This window comes from Halorubrum aidingense JCM 13560 (genome assembly GCF_000336995.1).
GTDB lineage: Archaea > Halobacteriota > Halobacteria > Halobacteriales > Haloferacaceae > Halorubrum > Halorubrum aidingense.
Genome location: NZ_AOJI01000017.1, coordinates 432,426 through 453,344 on the forward strand (window position 1 = coordinate 432,426; position 20,919 = coordinate 453,344).

Sequence of the window (20,919 nt, forward strand, 5' to 3'; positions counted from 1 at the left end):
CGCCGGAATCACTATTTAGAGATCACATGAAACCCCCTTCCCCGGGGGCGAGGTTGCTTACGTGACTGGTCGATATCCCCGAATGTAACAATGGACTGGGACGACCCGACGAGGACTGAATCACTCGAATCTGTCGATGAACACGTGCGGCGAGAAGAGGCGCGTGCCGAACGCCATTATGAGCAGCAGGGTATCGTCCGAGACCTTGTGCACGAAATCGAAAAGCACCGATTGTGCAACATAGCGAGTGCCGACGAGGACGTCTCCGAGCAGACCGAGCTCACAGCGTTCTGACCCCTGAAAATCTGTAGTTGTCGTTGTACCCTGTTAGAACTCCTCACACCCCCAGTGAAACGCAGACAGATCTTGAGAGGATGCGAGAGAGGCTGCCGAGCCAAGCAAGGAATGCGCGGGTCCGGATTCGAAGCGGCGGACCCCGGAGGGTGGTGCGAGTGACTGTATCGCAGAACGCTACGCCCCGCATTACACTTAAGTAATGCCCGTGAGAGGCTGGCGATACAAGCAAAGCCACGCGACGCTGAAAGCGCTTAGAACGCACGCGAGACCGGCGCACACACGCGAACGCACCCGTGGTTGTGGCCGTGGGGCGAGCACGGTATTTGACCGCAAACCCCCGCTCGCACAAGTAGCGCTTAGGACGCTATCCCGTAGGGGTCCGCCGGTTCAAATCCGGTCCCGCGCACTGAGCGAACGAAGTGAGCGAAGAGCAGGAGCGGTTTGAACCTTGCAAGACGCAGCACGAACGAAGTGAGCGACCGTCTTGCTCCGGTTCAAATCCGGTCCCGCGCATGCTTTGTCGCAGAATTTTCGCTTCTCTCGGAGTGCGATCCAGTTCTGAGACGAGTACTCCGAGAAGCAACCACACCGTTATCTGATTCGGTCGCCTACTGAGTGATATGACAAATAGTCAACAAGGTAACGACGAGAACGAAGCTGACGGAGCGCAACGCCAGCCGGACCGGGACCGAGAGGAGGTGCGTGACCGCGACGATGAAAACGAGGCGATGGCCGGTGACCCCGATAACCGACTCGGTGAACTCGACGACGCACTCGAGACCCATGAGTATCCGACTACGACGGACGAGTTGGTAGCGGCCTACGGCGACCACGAGGTCGAAACGCAGGACGGGACGAAAGCTCTCGAAGACGTACTCGCCGCGACCGACGACCAAACGTTCGTCTCCGCTGATGACGTTCGAAGTCGGATCTTGGGGTTGATACACCGGTAAGGGTCCGGCTCACTCCCCCAGCGGTACCGTTCGAGAGGCGGCCGGGAGAGGCGCCCGGAGCGGTGAGACGGCGATCACCACACGCTCCCTTCATACTCGAGTTGCATGTGGTCGATCGTGTCCGGCGGGATCCCCATCTCCTCGAACATCTGTCGGAAGACGGCGCGAACGTCTTCCTCCGCGAAGTTCCGGGACGAGCGCGTCTGCGCGTCCACCCTGATGCCGCCGTGATAGTCGAGGTGCACGCGATAGATGGCCTCATCGGCTTCGTGGGTCACCGTCGCCCGAGAGAGGACGAACTCGATGCTACCGAGCCGCTCGTCCGCCGCGTAGTACTCGCGTTCGTGCCACCCGGTCCCGGGCGTGGAACTCGCGTTGACGGTCGTCGCGTTCGCGGTCAGACTGTCGTACGTGGCCCGGAACGCCACCGGTTCGTCGATCTCGATGCTCGGCGTGCTCGCTCCGGGGTCGGCGGGATCACTCGTTCGGATCTCCGTTTTGAGCTCCTCGACGTAGTCCGCCGCGGTGGCCTCGTCCATCTCGAACAGCAGCGTGAGCCGATCGACGAGCCACGCGTCGGGCGGGAGATCGTCGACGGTGAAGTCATCGCGATTGTCGTCCGCGAAGAGCGTCACGACGGTGGTCTCATCCTCCCCGTGGAACGTCGCCCACAGCCGCTTCGTCTCCGAGTGGTCGAACGTGACCCTGAACGCCTCGTACTCCGGTCCGAGCTCGGCGTCGAGCTCGTCGAGGCCGTCCGGGTGGAAGCCGCTCGACCCGACGCGCTCGACCGTGTATCCGGCGTCGTCCGCCCGCGTGAGCGCGTCTTCGTACTCGAGGTCCGACACGGTCACGCCGTCGGAGGAGTACGACGCCACGTCGGACCCGATCAGCAGCCCGGCGAAGACCGCGTACGCGGCGATACCGACGATGACGACCCCGGCGAGCGCGATCGCGACCAATCGCAATCTCTTCATACTGAGTGACATGTTTCGGGAGGGGATAGCTGTACCGTCGGTCTCGTCGAGCCAGACGGGCCGTCCACCTCGACGCGCAACGATCGGCCGCGATCGAACCGAGGTCTGGTCAATCGTTGCCGGAGCCCGGGTCCGCACACAAACACGACCGCTATCGGGGACCATCGTCAGCACTGGCCGCCGAGGACTCCGTTAACCGGGTTCGGGCTGACGGGCGGGTATGGACACCGAGTTCGCGTACTGGGTCCCGAACGTCAGCGGCGGGCTGGTCGTTTCGGACTGGGAGACGGAGACGGACTGGACGTACGACTACAACCTCGACCTCGCTCGCACGGCGGAGTCGGTGGGCTTCGACTACGCGCTCGCACAGGCGCGCTTTTTCGGCAGCTACGGCGCTGACAAACAGTTGGAGGCGCTCGCGATCGCGAACGCGCTCGCGGCGCAGACCGACGAGTTACACGTCATCGGCGCGGTCCACCCCGGACTGTGGGAGCCCGGCCCGCTCGCGAACTTCATCGCGACCGCCGACCACATCAGCGACGGGCGGTTCTCGATCAACGTCGTCTCCGGCTGGTTCAAAGGCGAGTTCACCGGGTTCGGCCAGCCGTGGCTCGAACACGACGAGCGGTACGCCCGCTCGGCGGAGTTCATCGAGGTGCTGAAAGCGCTGTGGACGGAGGATCGGGCGACCTACGACGGCCGGTTCTACACGATCGGCAAGGACATCGACGGCTTCGAGGGCGCCCCGCTCGAACCGAAGCCGATTCAGGACCCGTATCCGCAGGTCTTCCAAGGCGGCAACTCGCAGGCGGCCCGCGAGATGGCCGCGAAGCACGCGGACGTGTTGTTCATCAACGGCGGCAGCCTCCAAGAGATCCGCGCCGTCATCGAGGACGTCGAGTCCTACGCCGCGGAGTTCGACACGGAGCCGCCCCGATTCGCCGCGAACGCGTTCGTCATCCAGCGCGAGACGGAGGCCGAAGCCAAGCGCGTCTTGGAGGGGATCATCGAGAACGCCACCGACGAGGCCGTCGACGCGTTCCGCGAGCAGGTGCAAGAGGCCGGCCAGTCGTCCGCGGAGGGCGAGGGGATGTGGGCCGACTCCGAGTTCGAGGATCTCGTCCAGTACAACGACGGCTTCAAAACCGGACTCATCGGGACCGACGAGCAGATCATCGAGCGCGTTCGGAAGCTCGATGCCATCGGCGTCGACGTCGTTCTCACGGGCTTTCTCGACTTCGGCGAGGAGCTCGCACGCTTCGGCGAGACGATCATCCCGGCGATCGAGGCGGCCGACCCGCTCGACCCCGACGAGGTCGACGGCGTCGACGAAATAGAGACGATCGGCGGCGCGCAGGTGGCCCGATAGATGGCCGACCGGACGCTTCTCGGGATCGTCGGCAGCGTCTCGGCCGACTCCCGAACGCGAACCGCGGTCGAACGCGCGCTGGAGGCGGCCGCCGACGCACACGGCGTGGAGACCGAACTCCTGCATCTCGCCGACTACGACCTCGCGACCGCGGACGGCCGCGGCATCGACAACTACGAGGGCGACACCGCCGACGCACTCCAGCTGATCGTCGAGGCCGACGCCTACGTGGTCGGCACGCCCGTCTACCGCGGGTCGTACTCGGGCGCGCTCAAGAACCTCCTCGATATGGTCCCGCGCGGGCAGTGGCAGGGCGACGTCGCCCCCTTCGAGAACGCGGCGGTCGGGCTGCTCGCGACCGGTGCGACGGACCATCACTTCCTCGCCGTCGATCAGGAGCTCCGACCGGCGTTCGCCTTCTTCGGCGCGCATACGGTGGGCGGCGCCGCGTACGCGACGGCCGACCACTTCGAAGAGAGAGAACTCGTCGAGGAGCCGGTCCGCGAGCGGCTTGAGACGCTCGGTGAGGCCACTATCGAGCTCGCGGCGGCGATCGACAAAAGTGAGGCGCTCGGGTCGCTCGGACCCGCGATCTGAACGCCTGCAGTAGTCGCCGATCCGCTCGGCGACTCGGTACGCGCGCTACTCTGCGGGCGACGACACCCGCACCACCTGCTTGCCGATGTTGTCACCGGCGAACAGCCCGAGGAAGGCGTCGGGAGCGTTTTCTAACCCCTCCACGACGGTCTCGCGGTGTTCGAGCTCGCCGCTCGCGACCCACTTGCCCAGTCGCTCGCTGGCCTCGCCGAACCGGGACGCGAAGTCGCTCACGAGCAGTCCTTGGACCCGCGCTCGCGGCGCGATGATCTGCGGGAGCTTTCGCGGGCCGGTCGGGACCTCCTCGTCGTTGTAGTGGGCGATCTGTCCGCAGACGGCGACGCGCGCGTCAAGGTTCAGCCGCGTGAACACGGCGTCGGTGATCGGGCCGCCGACGTTGTCGAAGTACACGTCCACGCCGTCGGGCGCGGCCGACTCGAGCGCACCGCGGTAGTCGTCGGTCGTCTTGTAGTTGATCGCGGCGTCGAACCCGAGGTCGTCGGTGAGCCACGACGTCTTCTCGTCGGAGCCCGCGAAGCCGACCACGCGGCAGCCGTTGCGCTTCGCGATCTGGCCGACGACGGATCCGACCGCGCCCGCGGCACCGGAGACGACGACCGTGTCGCCGGGCTTCGGCTCGCCGACCTCCAGCAACCCGAAGTAGGCGGTCCGGCCCGGCATGCCGAGTACGCCGAGGTAGGCCTTCGGGTCGGCGACCGCCGGGTCGACCGGCGTGACCTCGTCAGCATCGAGGGCGGCGTAATCGCCCCACGTCCCCTCGCCCGTGACGAGGTCGCCCGCGTCGTAGGCGTCGCTCGCGCTCTCGACGACCTCGCCGACGATGCCGCCGCGGAGGACGTCGCCCACGTCCCACGGCTCGGCGTACGACTCGGCGTCGCGCATCCGGCCGCGCATGTACGGGTCGACGGAGAGGAACCGAGTTCGTACGAGCAGTTCGCCGGGGTTGGGATCCGGTACCTCGGTCTCCTGCAGGTCGAAACAGTCCAGGTCGGGCTCTCCCGCCGGACGCTCGGCGAGGACCCACTCACGGTTGGTGGTCATTACGGTCGCGATTGGGCCGTCGGACTCAATAGGGTTTGGACGCCAGCAGGGCACGGTGGCCACCGGGCGAGCAGCGCCCGGTCAGTACTCGATCGTCGCAGAGTGCCGGTCGAGCACGAGCACGAGCGCCGCGCCGCCGATCGCGGCGAGCGCGAATCGGGGAGCCGCCGCCCGCCACGACTCGCCGCTCTCCGCGAGTCGGATCGACACCTCGACGAGGGGTGCCCGGAGCGCGCCGACGATGAGGCTCACGAGGAAGGCGATTGTCGCGGCCCGCGCCCGCGAGAGGGCGTACTTCACGGCGTGAGCGATGGTGAACACGCCGAGGACGCCGCCGGCGAGGAAGGTGACGACCGGGGGAATCGTCTCGGCGAGCGCGTTCGTTCCGTTCCCGAGCGCGAGCGCGACGAGCCCGTCGACGAACCGGCTCACCGTCCCGGACATGTACTCGTACTGGCCGAGCACGACGAGCAGCAGCGAGCCGGAGACGCCCGGGAGGATCATCGCGCTGACCGCGACCGCACCGGCGACGAAGACCACCGGCAGTGAGGTCGTGAGGGCGGTCGAGGCGTAGCCGGAGGCGAGAAACGCGAGGAGGAAGCCGCCGGCCGCGGCCGCCTTTCGTCGCGGCGTGTCGAGTTCGACGTCGCCGAGCAGGACCGCCGCGCTCGCCGTGATGAGCCCGAAGAAGAACCCGTACGTCGCGACCGGGCGCGTCTCTAAGAGGTAGTTGACGCCGCTGAGCACGGCGACGACCGCGGTCCCGATTCCGGCGAGCAACACGACCAGAAACGCGCCGTCGATCTCGTGGAACGCGGCGCGCGCGTCGGGAATATTCCGCGGTCGGGCGCCCGACAGCACGCGCACGATGCGGTCCGGGTCGATCGCCGTGACCGCGGCGATCAGCCGCTCGTAGATACCGAGAATGAGCGCGATAGTGCCCCCGGAGACGCCGGGGACCGCGTCCGCGCTCCCCATGGCGATACCCTTCAGATACAGGGTCACCCAGTCTCGGAGGCCGGTCATGGTTGCGGGTTAGGCGCTCGCCCCGACGAGCGTGGTCGCGGCCGTCACGACCGGGGCGGCCAGCGACGCAGAGTCGTTGCCGGTGTCGTCACCGGAGGTGTTGCCGTCAGTGCCGTCGCCCTCCTCATCGATCGGACAGTCGGCGTCGCCCGACGGACAGTCGATGATCTCCTCGCTGAGTTCGACGGTCGCCGTCGTGTCGTCTTCGCCGATCACCTGTCCTTCGGTGACGGTGAGGGTGCCGGTGTTCGCGGTGGTGTAGAGGTCGTCGTCGGTCGTCGTCTCGGTGGTGACCTCGTACTCGCCCGTCGCGCGGACACTCGTGTTCGTGTGTCCGTCTTCGGGGCCGTACTCGTCGTAGCCCGTCGTGGAGTACGGGAGCGTGAATTCGAAGTTCCCGTTCTCGTCGGCCTCGGCGTACTGCGTGTACTCGAACGTCTGGCCCGAGGGCTTCTCGAGTTCGACGGTCGCTTCGACCTCTTGACCGGGCTCCGCGCCGGAGCCTTCGACGGTCGCGCCGGGGACGCGCTCGAACGTTTTCACCCAGTCGTCCTGGAACGCGTTGAGCATCGATTCGCCGAGAACGCTCTCGACGTCGAGACCGAGCTGCTGGAGCAGACTCACCTGGAACGCCGAGGGCGACTGCCCCTGCGACTCGGTCGCGTGGACGAGCCGGTAGTGTTCGAGCGCGTCGACGCGCTCTTCGGGGAGATCGCCCACGCCACCGATCTGGGCGCTGCCGTCCTCCTCGACGTAGGATTCGGCTTCCGACATGTTGTCGAACTCGCGGACGAGGTTCCCGGGCTCGCTCGGCAGCGTGGCGATGTCGACCTGGCCGCCGTCGGCGGTCTGGGCGGTTCGCGACTCCCAGTCGACGACGACCGGCTCGGGGTCGACCGCGCTGCCGTAGTGCTCGTACAGGCGGATCATCTGGCTCTCGTGGTAGCGCTGGGTGTTCACCTGCGTCAGCGTCTGGAAGCCGCCCTGCTCGGTCTCTTGGTAGATGACGCGGTTGAAGTCCTCGCGCGTCTCGTTGCCCGAGTAGAACGTGACGGGCGCGCCGAACTTGGAGTTCGGCGAGGCCATCTGGCGGTCGACCATCACGTAGCGGGTGTTCGCCCCCTCGTCGCTCTGGCTCGCGAGCACGTCGGCGGCCTCCTCCTCACTCGGCGCGAGGAGGTAATCTGCTGCCGCGCCCGCGTTCTGCTGGAACGGATTGGCGTTCGGGATGCGTTCCGCGCGGGTGGTGATCCAGTGGCCGTAGTCCCACCACGACTGCACGCCGTAGGCGCCCTCGGGGTAGTCGTAGTCGCCGTCAGCGGGGCGCTCGTAGGTGCCGTACAGCTCCATGGGGTTGTCCGCGCCCTCAAGTTCGCCCGGCTGGGGCGTCTCGTCGTTCATCCACTGGAGGCTCTCGTCCCACTCGACGACGCTGCCCGGGCCGGTGCCCGCGCCCGCCGCCCAGACGGGAGTGACCATCGCGACCAGGGGAACGATGAGGACGATCACGAGGACGATCGCACCCATCGCCTGCCACCCCTCGACGTCGCGGGCGTTCGCGAGCGACGGGAGCGAGAGGAAGTCGAGAGCGAGCTGGAGGAAGTACGCCGCGCCGACCGCGACGATCACCGCGAGGTAGTAGTTGAAGCGGACCTGCGTGAACGCGGCGCTCCCGATGAACGCCGCCCACACGACGAAGTAGAGCTCCTCGGTGTCGTACTCGACGAGGAACGTCGCGCCGACGAGGAAGGCCGCGGCGATGACGAGTCCGACCACCTGCCAGCTCACGCCGACGACGCCGCCGACGGTGTCATAGAGTTGCGGTACCGCGTAGACGGAGCCGACGGCCGCGAGCGCGACGATGCCGTAGATCGTGTGGTTGGCGTCGTCCGAGCGGTAGAGGGGACGCGCCATGATGATGAGCACCGCAAAGAGGGCGAGGAAGAACGCGAGGCCGTACTGACCGAGGACGAAGTCGGCGAAGGAGGAACTCTGCAGGGGGGGCTGCCCTTCACCGATCGTCTGGAAGGACGCGCGGGCGCTGAAGCCGATGAAGTTCAGGAGGTTGCGAGTGAGCGTCGACCACAGCGAGGGGAGCGCGAGCCAGACGACGCCCGCGGACGCGAGGATGAGGCCGCCGACCGTTGGCGGGTACGTAGCGGCGTCGAGGTCGCGCGACTCCCACTGGCGGGCGAGCCACGCGAGGAAGACGGCGCCGAGCGCAACGCCGATGGGGAGGACGACTTGGAGGAGCGAGTAGCTGGTGACGCCGAACGAGAAGGTGTCGAGCGGGATAAGCTGCATCAGCCCGGTTACGCCCATCGCGACCGCGCCCGCGAAGGCGATCGGTTCGGGGCTCTTCCCGTGGAATACGTCGCTCGTGATCTTGACCGCGAGGAAGATGCCCGTGAACCCGACCATAAGGATGCCGGGCTGCCACGTCCAGATGTAGAGGCCGAGCGCAACGCCGGCGGCGGCTGCGTAGGCGGCGGGGCGCTTCAGCGCGGCCCAATCTCGATCGACAACGAGTTCCCAGACCGGTGCCTCGCGCTCGGCGACCGCGAAGGCGACGAGGAACGCGAGGATGGCGAGACTCTGGAACAGAACCTCGGCCGCGCTGTGGTCCGGGAAGCCGACGAGCGAGTAGCTGAAGAAGGTCCCCGGAAGGAGCGCGAGGACGACGACGCCGGCGAGTGCGGCGAAGCGGTCGACGAACCGGCGCGCGATGAGATACGTCGGGATCGCGACGAGGGCGCCGGCGATGGGGGCCATGACGAGCATGACCTCTTCGGTGCTTCCCATGATCGGTCGGGCGATGAACACGCTGACCGCCATGATGTGGTCCCAGAGCGTGCCGAACTGTCCGGCTTCGTTGCCGAAGGGGAAGCCCGTCCACGGGTCGAACCCGAGAGTGTTCGGCCAGTTTTCGAGGAGGTAGTTCGTCTCGCGCAGGTGGTACCACGCGTCGTTGCCGCGGAAGTAGACTTCGTCGTTGACGATGAAGTTTTCGTACGATCGGAGTCGCGTCCACAGCATGAACGCCAGTGCCCCGAAGAGGACGGGAACGTGATACCACCGTTCGAGCAGATCGACGGGGGACGACGCCGATCCGTCCGGCAGGTCGTTCGAATCGCTCATTATTTCATGTCGACTGGTAAAACGCGCATAAGGCTTGTCATATCCGTGGCGTACTGTCTGACAGAGGGGTGTTGCTTCCAGTGGTCTCTCGGTAACTGTTCGAGCCGAACAACGCCGGAGGTGTTAGTGACGGTGGTTCCAGCAGGTCGTATGTACGCCGTCGCGTTTGCCGCGCTGGGGCTTTTGGTACTGGCGGCCATGCCTTCGTCTGCCACCTCGCGCGATACATCTGAATTCGACCGACCGGTTCACTCGCGAGTAGGGAAGAGTGAGAGTCCCGCGTGAGCATCGTCCCTTCGCCCTTCTGGAAGAATCAGGAGTAGTTCTATATTCGATCTAGAACATCCACGCCATCACGAGGAAGAGCGCTAGGACGTGGTACCAGTCAACCGCTGTGAAGCGGAGTGACGGGGTAAGTGGTCGCTTTCGCTGCATGTGTGGACGAACTAAGTAAGACAATTAACGTACGGAGTAGTACAACTACTCAGACTGGATTTCCATGTTCGACATTAAGTTTCCTATCAAAACCAGAGTTACAGATGGTGAGTTCGCATGACGTTCTCTGATTGGTTATCAGACACACGAATGCGGGTTCGGAAAGACGGATTATCGGGAGTGAAGCGGTCAATAATGGAACTGGGGGTTGGTGGTGTTCGACGGCTAGATCGCCGGTTCCCGTTCGGCCAACCGATCTACGAGCGTGACTGGGATGTACTGATAATTCTTGACGCCTGTCGCGCAGATCTGATGGCGGAAGTAAGCGACGAGTACTCATTCGTCAATACAGAGTCAATGACCTCACTAGCTGGGGGATCTCGGACATGGATGCAGCGAAGCTTCGCCAATAAGTATCGTGACGACACTCTCAAAACGACGTACGTGACAGGGAATCCTTTTTCCGACGACGTTCTGGTTGACGAGTGGTTCGAAAACATGGAGGAGGTGTGGAAGTACGCGTGGGACGACGAACTCAACACCGTTCCAGCGCGGGCGATAACTGATGTCGCGATACACGAACATCGCCAACGGGAACCGGAGCGCATGATCGTCCACTACATGCAACCACACCATCCGTTTGTTCCGAATCCCATGGACTCCGGGATGAACAAAAGGAACCTGAAGAACCCAGACGATCCGATCTGGGAACAGGTCAAAAAGGGCGACGCTGATGCGGAGGAGGTCTGGGAAGCCTATCGAGAAAATCTTCGATACGTCCTCGACGACGTTTCGCTACTGCTCCAGAATCTCGATGCCGAATCGGTAGCCGTCTCCGCGGACCACGGAAACGGTATCGGAGAATGGGGGTTCTACGGTCACGGCGATATTCCGATCCGCGCGATTCGGGAAGTTCCGTGGTGTGAGACGACAGCCGAAGACACCGGTGAGTACGAACCAGAACTGGAGCCCCAAGACGACGGGCTTGCTGTCGAGGAGAAGCTGAAAGACCTTGGCTACCTATGAGGGAAGTTACCCTCATCGGGCCGCCGGAGTCAAACGGTGGGGTCGGGCAGTACACCTCGGACTTCGGGGATGCGATGGACCAGGGAATGCGTGTCCGACGGTTTGAAGTTGGACTCAACCTGATCTCCCACCTCCGGCTTGCCGTCGCTGCGGCCCGGGACGACACCGATGCGGTCCACATCCAGTTCGTGTATTCGTTTCTTGGCCCTGCCGGTGTGTTCTCGTTTCTTTTCTTCCCTCTACTGTACATCCTAACGCGGGCCAAGTCGAAGCAGCTGGTGTTGACGTTACACGAAGTCTGGGACGAGTCAGATACAGATAGTCCACCAAAGCGGCTGTACGCACAGTTTATTCATACACTGCTGTACCTCTGTTCAGACGAAGTGACGTTTCTTTCGGAAAACGCTGAGGAATCGTTCCACCGCAACGGGTGGGTCGGCGAGACGCACGTTGTTCCCCACGGTGTCAACAGGAACGCAACGCGGGATATCGACGACACGCGAGAGCGATTCGGGTTCGACGAAGACGATGTCGTCGTAAGTCAGCACGGGTACGTGAATCCGAGGAAGGGGATCGAGACGTTCTTGCAGCTCGCGGAAGAGCTGCCGGAATACGAGTTTCTCTTGGCTGGTGGTCCACGAACCGAGGAGCACGAGGGGTACTTCGAGAAGCTATGTGCTTCGGCTCCGGAGAATGTCACGATAACAGGTGTTCTCGACGAAGAAGGATTCCACGCAGCCTTCAACGCGACAGATATAGTGGTACTTCCGTACGAGAATATCAATCAGAGCGGGATTTTTAATTGGTGTGCTGCGTATGAGATTCCCGTAGTAGCTAACTCAATCCCATATTTCAACGAACTGAGCAGCCACTGGGATTATCCAATTACCGTCTCCCTTAACGACATGGCTGAGGGAAGGCGAGTGATTACCGAGATCATTGAAGGAGTAGATTACTCTGAGCGTTGCTATTCCGAATATTTGAGCGAAAACAACATGAGTAGTGTCGCCGACTGGTTCCGAGAGAGCTGCTATCGAACCGCCGATTAAGGAGATTTGACGGATGTAGAGTGGCTGGCGTGTAACCTGATGATTTATACCTCAGAGAGTCTAAGTTGTCTGACTGGCATGATTCTATTTGATTGTCTGAAAGAAACTAGACAACGAATTTCTAATTGGGGGATAGAGGGGGTCAGGGAGAGAGTTTACCAGTTGTGGGTCGGAGAACCGCTTCTAAAAATTCCGTGGTACAGCACCACTGCAACCAACAGAAACGAGTACGAACCGGAGATAGACGACGGACCGTCTGTCGATATCAGCATCAAGGAACTGTTACGGTCACTAGGCTACAAATGAGCGTCAAGTCTGTCGCAGTTACAGGATACTATGGAAGAGACAATGTTGGCGATGAGATACTCCTGTCCTCCTTGATAGACCTCATCACTGAGCGCTACGGTGACGTAGAGGTGTTCGTTCTGACGAGCGACGTTAAACGGACCGAAGAATTACACGATGTCACAGCAGTAACCGAGAGCAATCCTATTGAATGGGTAAAAACAAGCATGCGAGTCGATGCCCTCATTATCGGCGGTGGAGGTCTGTTTGCGAACTCGATACATCTGCGCTACCCGATATTAATACTGATCAACACCGTGCTGAACAATCAGATATGGGTTGTCGGAGTTAGCGTCGCCCCGATAGAGAACCGCTACGACGAAGCACTGCTCCGCTTTGCGCTTACTTCGGTAGACTCGATCGTTGTCAGGGATGAGGCCTCGAAGGTGCGTCTTCGTGACATCGGAATTTCAAGGAGGATCGACGTACTTCCCGATCTCGCCTTTGCAGGTGACGGGACATCCAAAACGGCAGTCTCACGAGAGATTCCGAAGGATTTCATCGTTGTCTCGGTCCGTCCCCCAACCGGATATTCGAGGTCGGAGCTAAACACGAGGGAACTTGCACGATCGTTAGACTCTCTGAAAGTAGATCTCGAATCCGAGATCGTGTTCCTTCCCTTCAAGCCGGATGTCGACATTAAGGTGAGTAGACAGGTAACGAGCGAGATGGAGTCCTCGGCGAAGATACTTGAAGACTCTGACGATTTTAGGGAAGTAGAGGGCATACTATCCGAAGCGAATTTCCTAGTTGGGATGCGACTCCACAGTGTCATACTGAGTGTGAGAAATCACGTTCCGTTCGTTGGCCTATCGTACCACCCAAAGTGCGAGTCTGTACTCCAACAACTTGGGACCGAGGAGGTTATTTGGTGTGATAGTTTTGACGCCAATAAGCTCACAGCCCGGGTCAAAAAACGATACAATTCCGACGATGTCTCCGAGGCCCTAGAAGCCAAACATCGAGGTCTTGCAGCCGCCGCAGAGAAGAATATTATCCAAGCTTCAGTGGCCGACGAAGTGCCCTCGTACACAGACAAGTTCATCTACCTAGCTGTTTCTCTCGTACTTATTCCGTTATCGATAGTGCGCCATAGATGGGAAATTTATCGTGGAGGCTAATGCGAGAGACGTAAGGATTATTGGATCCGGTAGTTGAAACGCTTAGAATTGCCTCGATTGGTGCAGTCCTATGTCCAATCCGCGTATCATACTCGTATCCTGACGATGATAATCAGCGGACGATCTGAGACACCCCGTCAGCGTTCGAAAAGCAGAGTTGAATATACTTCAAGGTAGGATTCACCCACTGTTTCCCAGCTGTACGATGATTCAACTCGACTCCGAGCGCTCTTACCCATCTCTGTGGCAAGTAACTTATTTCCAAGAATCTGTATCATGGCGTCACGAAGTTCCGCTGGCGATTCAGTCGGGACGACGAAGCCGTCGACGCCATCGCGGATCATCTCGTCTGCACCAATCACATCAGTTGCGACGATCGGACATCCGGTAGACATCGCCTCGAGCCGCACCGGAGAGAAGCTCTCGGAGTGAGAGGGGTGGACGAACAACCCGGCAGACTGTAAATAGCCACGAACGACGTCCTGATCGACTTTCCCATGGAACGTAATCACATCTTCTAGTCCCAAGTCGTGTACCTTTTCCTCCAAATCCTTACGAAGAGGACCGCCTCCAAAAATATCTAGGGTTACTTCCGGGAAGTCACGGACGATACCAGCCATCGACTCAAGCAGATCGAAGTATCCCTTCCGCTCGGTCAGTCGACCGACTGTAACGAGGTTGTAACGGTCTCTATCCTCTGAGTAGGAGAAGTACTCAGTATCAACTCCGATCGGAATTACTTCGATCTTTTCACGGTCTACATACTTCGCGTAGATGTCCCTGGTTTCCTCGTTGACTACGATGACCCGATCAGCAGCGTCAAGAGTTCGTTTGAAGAACAATTCTCGGGGAGGTATTGACAGTCGTTTTGCTGCTAGGGCAGCCTTTTCGGCGACCGTGGCGAACTGACGAGGGAACCACTCAGGGAGAACACCTTGAGTCTTCATGCGAATCTCATCCATCGGAATCTCGTGAGCGGCTTGTGCTGGTCCAATCAGGATAGGAACGTCAGGCGGCTGTTTAAGAGACAAAAGTGGGTTGAACCAGCGGAAGTTGAGATTCATATGGTGATAGAGATCAACCTCACCTGCCCGTAGTTTCTGATTTGCGTATCTGAACGCGTTGAAGTAGTACGTTGGTTTTCGTGACCCACCGAGGGATGTCGTGTGAACGTTCTCTGGAAGTGACGCGCCTTCCGTAGATGCAACGCAGGCCTCAATTTTGAAATCCTCAGATGAGAGATTATTCAGTATATTGTACGCTTTGCCATATCGCTCGTTAGAAAGGGAGTATGACGAAGGGCTAATCAGTACTTGTTTCATGACTGATTGACTTTTCCTAGTAGAGTGGACGCACATGATGAGCTCCCCGCTGCTCGGATCGTCTCTACAATCAGAGTACAAAACAGTACGGTTGCAGAAGCCTGAAAGAGCCAATTTCGAAAGGACTTAAGCCCAATCATGAATACTGGTATCCGTGATTGATATTCAGCGCGCGGTAAACGCTTTTCGCTTCTATCTCCGCCGGGCCCACTTTCGAGTTCATGCGATCTACGATCCGAGCACAGAGATCGTTCTGCCGAACGGAGCCTCTGCTATGTTCAATACGTCGTCCGGAATTGAGCGCTGGCGTGTTGAGACACTAGTCGGAGAAGAGGAGACGATCGTCAAGTTTCTAGACCATATTCAGCCCTCTGATGTAGTATATGACATAGGAGCAAACATCGGGATGTACGCATGTTTCGTCGCGACCCAACTAGACTCCAAAGATGGTCATCTCGTCGCAGTTGAGCCCCATCCATCGAACGTTCAGCGCCTCGAAGAGAATCTCCGAAATAATGCGACGTGCGATTTTTCGGTCCTTGAATATGCTTTAGGAGACGAAGAGGGAGAAGTGAGACTTGTAGACGAGGGAGATCTCCCAGGGGTTGGGACGCATCAGATCAACCGGAGTGGGGATATTAAAGTCGAACAGCGGCGTGTTGATTCTTTGGTCTCCGATTCCGAGATACCTCCCCCTGATGTAGTAAAGATAGACGTTGAAGGCGCAGAAGCTCGCGTATTGGAAGGATTTGGCGATGTGCTAGATACCGTCCGTGTCCTTTTTTGTGAGATACATCCAGAAATGATGGAGGACTTTGGAGATGATCCCGAATCACTTGAATCAGTTCTTACTGATGCAGGATTCAGCACTATTAATCGACTTGAACGGGGTGGTGAATATCATATTATAGCGAGACGATGATCCAAATTTCTTTGTTTAGAACATAGTATGTTAATACAAATTCTGAGAAAAGATAGTGGCGAACAACACAACACATTTTGATTTCGAGATTCCAGTAAACCTATGCAATTACTCATCGTCGGTCTCGACGGTCTTTCATGGAATATTTTAGAAGAATTCGATATTGAACCGGACTATCTCTCTGCAGTGGCGGATAAAGGGATCAACGGCCATCTACATAGTGTTGACACACCAACAACGTTGCCTGCTTGGACTTCTTTTGCGACAGGAAAAGATCCAGGAACCCACGGGCTAACAAATATGATCTCCCAGAAGGAGAACTATGAAACGAAGGCACCTTCAACGAATACGTCTGATATTGCAGCGTATGATTTGCTGGATAATTCTCTCTTCGTTAATCTTCCGGCAAGTATAGATCGTATACCTGCAGCAGAGAACACTCATCTTGTCTCGTCGTTCGACGCAGAAGGGCCTGCTGACGCTGTCCCTGAAGAGCTCCAGTCCTTGCCCGCTTTTGAAAATTATCGAACGATGCAGAATAACAAACTGAAGTCCCAACCAAATCAGTTCGTTGATGATCTCGTTCAAGTCGCGAACAGAAGAGCTGAGTTCACCGAACAAGCCATCTCGAAAACGGATCCGAGAGTGTGTTTTGTTTTGTTCTCAGTTACAGACTGGCTAGGGCATATTCTCGGAAACGCTGCCAACGACAAAATACGGGCTGGATGGGTACGACAAGTCATGAACTCCGTAGATAGCCACGTCAAACAGCTATCGTCAAACGCAGAGAACGTGCTCCTGATGAGTGACCATGGTTTCGAACGGAAACATGCTAATCTCCATCTGAATAACTATCTCTCGGAACAGGGCTATCTGGAGGAAACAGAATCAGAAGATTGGCAGATTTCGAATTTCGTCGTTGGACTTGCTCAAAAACTAGCAGGCCGTTCAGATCGGCTTTATCAGTTGATGCGGCATGTCTATAATCGTGTCATCGGATATAGAATAATGGATGGTGTGAAAGATGCAGCTGATTTCGATATTCAGTATTCTACGTCGCAAGCTTGGGAACTTCGCTTTGGGAGTATTCACATAAATGATAACTTCTTTGACCAACCCACAGTAGATGATGTAGAAGGGCTTCAAGAAGAGTTGATTGCTGATCTCGAATCTCTGACTTACGAAGGGGAGCAAGTATTCAGAGAGGTACTCCGAAGCGAGGAGGCGTATGATAACCCGAAGCGAGGTGTTCCGTCCGTTATTGCTCGACCTGCAAAGGGTATATTCCCGTTGATGTTCCAGTCTCCGACCGGTGAGATAATCACACCAACCGACACATTTGAGCACCGATATAGAGGGATCATAGCAGCAGAAGGGCCTCTATTTGAAGATCAGGTCACAGTCGAGAATATGTCTATTGAGGATATTCTACCGACTACACTACACGCCCTTAGAAGTTCAGTCCCGAATGACATGACTGGAGAAGTCAGAGACGACATTCTCCAAACGGACCGACAGATCGTGACTAGTGATACTGATTCAATGCCGGAACCGCGAACACGCAATTCCAATATTAATAGGAATACGGAAGAGCGGCTTGCAGATCTCGGTTATATATGAGTGCCCGTGAAGCGGACTTTGGACTTGAAATCTCGAAAGGAGTCCTTGCGAAGTTCGCTATGGCCGCAATCGGGTTCTCCGGATCAGTAGTCTTTGCTCGTGTACTTGGGCCAAGTGGTTACGGAGCGTTCTACGTCATCCAAACGCTCGTCACTGTTCTAGACAATCCAGTCACCGGATGGGGAGATGCATGCAAGAAACGAATCTCCGAAACTGGATTTCCGACATCGGAAGCATTGGGTTCTGGTATTCTCGGCGCTACTGTTTTTCCGATAGTGATATTGCCCTTAGTCTATCTCGGTAACCGCGTTACAGGACTATATGATCTGTCGGGTCTATTCATCCCTTTTTGTACTTTGTTCGTGGGAATTTGTTGTTTTGCAGTTACTAATCGCATTCTGTCTGCACGAGCGAACTTCTCTGCTGCAGAATGGGCCGATACGGTTCGTTCTCTGCTCACTACTCCTCTCCAGCTTTTCTTGGTCTTCATTGGTCTAGAAACAGCTGGGATGGTCTATGGATTAGCGATCGCCACCATACTAACGATCCCATATGTGATGTATCAAATAGGAATAAAACCTGAACTCCCCTCTCTTAAAGCAGTATCTAGTATATTTTCATTTGCTAAGTACAGTATACCGAATGGGTTCATCGGAACAGCACAATCTCGGATGGACATTCTACTTCTCGGGGCAGTCCTCTCGTCAGCTGCTGTCGGAGATTATCAAGTGTCGATGCAGCTTACAATGATAGGCGCATTTCTGGGTAGTGTTGCTGCAGGAGGGCTGATGGCTCGAGTAAGCGATAACTGGAGTCAGAACGACTCCCACGCAATAATTGAAGATCTAACGAACTCACTTGGATACGCGAGCGTGCTTGCGATACCAATCTTTTTTGGTGCTTCAGCAATGCCAGGCGATCTAATCGTGACCATCTTTGGAGCACAGTATTCGGGTGTAGGGACTGTCCTTGTCGGCTTAGCGCTCTTTAGGGTCCTGGCAACGCAGACCAGCCAGTTGCGATCAACGATATCCGGATTAGATCAACCACAAATAAATACTCAAATTGGCACCGTCGTTCTTGTTTTGAATCTCGGACTTGGGTACCTACTGCTGCTTGAATACGGAATCCTCGGGGTAATTGCGGCAACTATCGTCTCAGAGATTGTGAAATACACTGCTCTTGCCTATGCAGTGAAGCAATACCTTCCCGAAGTCTCGCTTCTCAACCGTCCACTCCGCAGTCAACTCCTCTCAGGTATGGTTATGTTCGTCGTTGTTGAAAGTGCACACTCTGCTATCGGTGTCTCGTGGTGGGGTGATCTCACAGTTCTGATCGGACTCGGCGGAATAATCTACTTCACTGTACTTACAGCAATAAGTGAGTCCTTCCGGGTCACTGTCAAAGGGGTGCTGTCCGATGCCCTACGAAACTGATTCACGAAGTACTGAGTTTACACTCAACCCGATCAGTGACTGTCGACCACTCTAGAACCTCGGTTTCTGAAACTTCCCCTGAAGAACTCGCTTCCCGACAAGCCGCTTCGACATCTTTAGGTTCACGAGACGATGCCCCGAATACTCCTGGAGTCTTCACCCACCAAGCTAACATCCCTTGCTGAGGTACTACACATGGCGTCCCCGCCGCCAATGCCTCCGCGACTGTTATCCCGTAGGCCTCGAACTTGGATAGCGTCACGTGCACGTCTGCGCCTGCGTACAACCTCGGTAACCGATCATGGTCAACATAACCGAGGAATTCGACTCGATCCTCAACACCTTCTTCGATAGCGATGCGTACCAACTCGTCTCGATAGGGGCCCGAACCAGCCACCACCAGATCGAACTCTTCCAGTTCCGGGATCGCTCGAATCACGTGCTGTATTCCTTTGTACTCTTCTAGCCGACCAACAGTCAACAAATAAGGACGATTGCGACACTCGGGCTCCACTAAGGCGAACCGCTCTACTTCGACACCGTTCGGTATCACGGTCGCACCGATACCGAAATCGTCCCGAAGCTGTTCACGCTCCCACTCACTTACAGCGATCACCTCGTCGGCCTGCCCAACAGCCCACTTCCCGAATGGCCGGTACAGCAAGAGCAACCGATCACGGAAACTACTCGCGCTCTCTCCGTGGTAGTGGGTCGTCACGACGAACCGCTCATCCGTCACTCCCAGCGCAGCGAAGAAGACAGGAAGCGAGTGGTAATTGTGAGCATGAACGACATCCGCATCACTCCGACGAACTGCCGAAGCGAGTCCTGGCGCAACGTGGAACGCGTCGCCCGGTGAAAGCGCACGATGGCGATGTATTTCGACGCCGTTCCGAAACTCCCGCCCTTTGACATCAGGACCAAGATCAGCGGAGTGGACTACGACCTCATGACCACGATCGACGAGACGCTCGCTAATCTCTTGCACGTGTGTTTCGACACCACCTGTATGCGGCGGATACCGGGGTGTGATCTGCAGAATATTCACCTATACACCTCTCGCAGCTCCTCGTCGATCTCCCACGTCCCGTCGCCCTCACCACTCAACAGTTTCAGGCTCGCTCGAAACAGCGACACCTGCGTGTCGAACAGCGAGTACGCCGTCTGTAATGGACCGAGATTCTCACGCGAGCCCAGCACCACAAACCCACCAACTGCTCCGGGAACCACCAATCCCAACGGACCACCGAAAGCTAGTCCACCCAACGTTGCCATTCCAATCAATACCATCACCAGCCACGGAGAGACAATCATGAACCACCAGTTGAACGGCAACACGACACCACCGTACGCGCCGTACCCTCCCAAAATCTCACGCTGGCGCCATAGCAGGCGGATCAGCCCCATCGCACGTCTATCTTTCTGCTGGCGGCGCTTCCGAAACGCTGAGTGTGCCGCTTCCTTGTATTCGATCTCGGGATCGAACACCACCCGATCGCCGCCCTTGCGGATCTTTAGCGCTAGTTCCGTGTCATCGGCGATAGAGTCCTCGTCGATGGGTACAATCGCATCCTTCTCGAATGCAGAGAACGGACCGTGGAAGATGAGCGTTGAGTCTAGGTGTGACTCCAGCGTTTGGATGTATGCCTGCACGTCGCGGTACCCCTCTTCGACCTTGCTTCCACCTAACGCCTCGGCGTTCCGTCCCGTGACAGCACCGATCTCCGGGTCTGCGAGGTTCGCCGCTGCCTCCTGAAGTGCGTTGCCGGCGATCCGGGAGTCACAGTCGGTCTTGACGACCATCTCATGCGACGCCACGGTGTAGGCTTTGTTCAGCGCGACTGCGAGCCCGCGACGTTCCTCCTCGCGGATAAGTGTCAACTCTGGATCTTCCCGATCCGCGAAGAACTCCTCCACCAATTCTGGTGTCTGGTCGTCGCTGGAATCGACGACTACGATCTCTACCTTCTCCATTGGGTAGTCGAGTGAGACCAGTTCCTCAAGCTTCGCCTCTACAATCCTTTCCTCGTTGTAAGTTGGCAGGACGATGGTCACTGCTGGCTCCTCATCGTAATCTTTCTCGGCAGGCGACCTGTTTGGTCTTAGGAAAAAGTACAGTCCCAAGAAAGCCAGATAGGGGAGCCCAGTCAGCCCGAAGAGGCCAATGACTGTCTTAGTGAAACGTCGCATATCCCACTATTTGCTACCCGTGGCAAAAGTCCGC

The 20,919-nt window shown here is 58.1% G+C and carries 17 protein-coding genes and 1 tRNA gene; 11 read left to right on the forward strand and 7 right to left on the reverse strand.

Translation table 11 applies throughout. The annotated features are described in order from the left end of the window. Nucleotides 1-90: 90 nt before the first annotated feature. From C461_RS15430 to C461_RS05290, 3 genes are all read left to right on the forward strand, one after another. Nucleotides 91-294, forward strand: coding sequence for a hypothetical protein (locus tag C461_RS15430; protein ID WP_152418338.1), 204 nt, complete (start codon nt 91-93; stop codon nt 292-294). Nucleotides 295-568: 274 nt separating this feature from the next. Beyond that, a tRNA-OTHER gene (locus C461_RS15435) sits at nt 569-703 on the forward strand. A 214-nt stretch (nt 704-917) separates the two neighbouring features. Then, nucleotides 918-1,250 carry a DUF5789 family protein gene (locus C461_RS05290; RefSeq protein ID WP_049906322.1) on the forward strand — a complete coding sequence of 111 codons (333 nt, stop codon included), beginning with the start codon at nt 918-920 and terminating at the stop codon, nt 1,248-1,250. 74 nt (nt 1,251-1,324) lie between these two features. Here the strand turns inward: C461_RS05290 and C461_RS05295 are convergent, their stop codons facing one another. Further along, a complete protein-coding gene (locus C461_RS05295) occupies nt 1,325-2,227 on the reverse strand; it encodes a hypothetical protein (RefSeq protein WP_007999281.1) in 903 nt (300 codons plus the stop codon). Between the two features lie 220 nt (nt 2,228-2,447). Here C461_RS05295 and sfnG point away from each other — a divergent pair, with 220 nt between their 5' ends. Then, nucleotides 2,448-3,596, forward strand: coding sequence for a dimethylsulfone monooxygenase SfnG (gene sfnG / locus C461_RS05300; RefSeq protein WP_007999283.1), 1,149 nt, complete (start codon nt 2,448-2,450; stop codon nt 3,594-3,596). Beyond that, nucleotides 3,597-4,193, forward strand: a complete 597-nt coding sequence (locus C461_RS05305; RefSeq protein WP_007999285.1) for an NADPH-dependent FMN reductase — start codon at nt 3,597-3,599, stop codon at nt 4,191-4,193. A gap of 45 nt (nt 4,194-4,238) precedes the next feature. Here the strand turns inward: C461_RS05305 and C461_RS05310 are convergent, their stop codons facing one another. From C461_RS05310 to C461_RS05320, 3 genes are all read right to left on the reverse strand, one after another. Then, a complete protein-coding gene (locus C461_RS05310) occupies nt 4,239-5,255 on the reverse strand; it encodes an NADP-dependent oxidoreductase (protein ID WP_007999288.1) in 1,017 nt (338 codons plus the stop codon). 81 nt (nt 5,256-5,336) lie between these two features. Continuing rightward, nucleotides 5,337-6,281, reverse strand: coding sequence for a DUF368 domain-containing protein (locus C461_RS05315; RefSeq protein WP_007999290.1), 945 nt, complete (start codon nt 6,279-6,281; stop codon nt 5,337-5,339). A 9-nt stretch (nt 6,282-6,290) separates the two neighbouring features. After that, nucleotides 6,291-9,419, reverse strand: a complete 3,129-nt coding sequence (locus C461_RS05320) for an oligosaccharyl transferase, archaeosortase A system-associated (protein WP_007999291.1) — start codon at nt 9,417-9,419, stop codon at nt 6,291-6,293. A 630-nt stretch (nt 9,420-10,049) separates the two neighbouring features. Here C461_RS05320 and C461_RS15440 point away from each other — a divergent pair. From C461_RS15440 to C461_RS05335, 3 genes are all read left to right on the forward strand, one after another. Then, a complete protein-coding gene (locus C461_RS15440; protein ID WP_152418339.1) occupies nt 10,050-10,880 on the forward strand; it encodes a hypothetical protein in 831 nt (276 codons plus the stop codon). Beyond that, complete coding sequence (locus tag C461_RS05330) at nt 10,877-11,929, forward strand: glycosyltransferase (protein ID WP_007999293.1); 1,053 nt, start codon at nt 10,877-10,879, stop codon at nt 11,927-11,929. Before C461_RS15440 ends, C461_RS05330 begins: the two co-directional genes overlap by 4 nt. Before the next feature lie 302 nt (nt 11,930-12,231). After that, a complete protein-coding gene (locus C461_RS05335; RefSeq protein ID WP_007999294.1) occupies nt 12,232-13,395 on the forward strand; it encodes a polysaccharide pyruvyl transferase family protein in 1,164 nt (387 codons plus the stop codon). A 137-nt stretch (nt 13,396-13,532) separates the two neighbouring features. On the opposite strand, the gene C461_RS15050 is transcribed toward C461_RS05335, so the two are convergent. Beyond that, entirely contained in the window at nt 13,533-14,717 is a 1,185-nt protein-coding gene (locus tag C461_RS15050) for a glycosyltransferase family 4 protein (RefSeq protein ID WP_080506261.1), read from the reverse strand. 154 nt (nt 14,718-14,871) lie between these two features. Here C461_RS15050 and C461_RS15055 point away from each other — a divergent pair, with 154 nt between their 5' ends. The 3 genes from C461_RS15055 to C461_RS15065 all read left to right on the forward strand — a co-directional run bounded on the left by C461_RS15055 (nt 14,872) and on the right by C461_RS15065 (nt 18,695). Continuing rightward, nucleotides 14,872-15,639, forward strand: coding sequence for an FkbM family methyltransferase (locus tag C461_RS15055; RefSeq protein WP_007999296.1), 768 nt, complete (start codon nt 14,872-14,874; stop codon nt 15,637-15,639). 102 nt (nt 15,640-15,741) lie between these two features. After that, nucleotides 15,742-17,259 (forward strand): alkaline phosphatase family protein, encoded by a 1,518-nt coding sequence (locus C461_RS15060; RefSeq protein WP_080506263.1) that lies wholly within the window; start codon nt 15,742-15,744, stop codon nt 17,257-17,259. Next, nucleotides 17,256-18,695: an oligosaccharide flippase family protein gene (locus tag C461_RS15065; RefSeq protein WP_007999297.1), complete on the forward strand. Its 1,440-nt coding sequence runs from the start codon at nt 17,256-17,258 to the stop codon at nt 18,693-18,695. Before C461_RS15060 ends, C461_RS15065 begins: the two co-directional genes overlap by 4 nt. 1 nt (nt 18,696) lies before the next feature. On the opposite strand, the gene C461_RS05345 is transcribed toward C461_RS15065, so the two are convergent. After that, nucleotides 18,697-19,743, reverse strand: a complete 1,047-nt coding sequence (locus C461_RS05345; protein ID WP_007999299.1) for a glycosyltransferase family 4 protein — start codon at nt 19,741-19,743, stop codon at nt 18,697-18,699. Continuing rightward, nucleotides 19,740-20,885 carry a glycosyltransferase gene (locus C461_RS05350; RefSeq protein ID WP_007999301.1) on the reverse strand — a complete coding sequence of 382 codons (1,146 nt, stop codon included), beginning with the start codon at nt 20,883-20,885 and terminating at the stop codon, nt 19,740-19,742. Before C461_RS05350 ends, C461_RS05345 begins: the two co-directional genes overlap by 4 nt. Nucleotides 20,886-20,919: the final 34 nt, after the last annotated feature.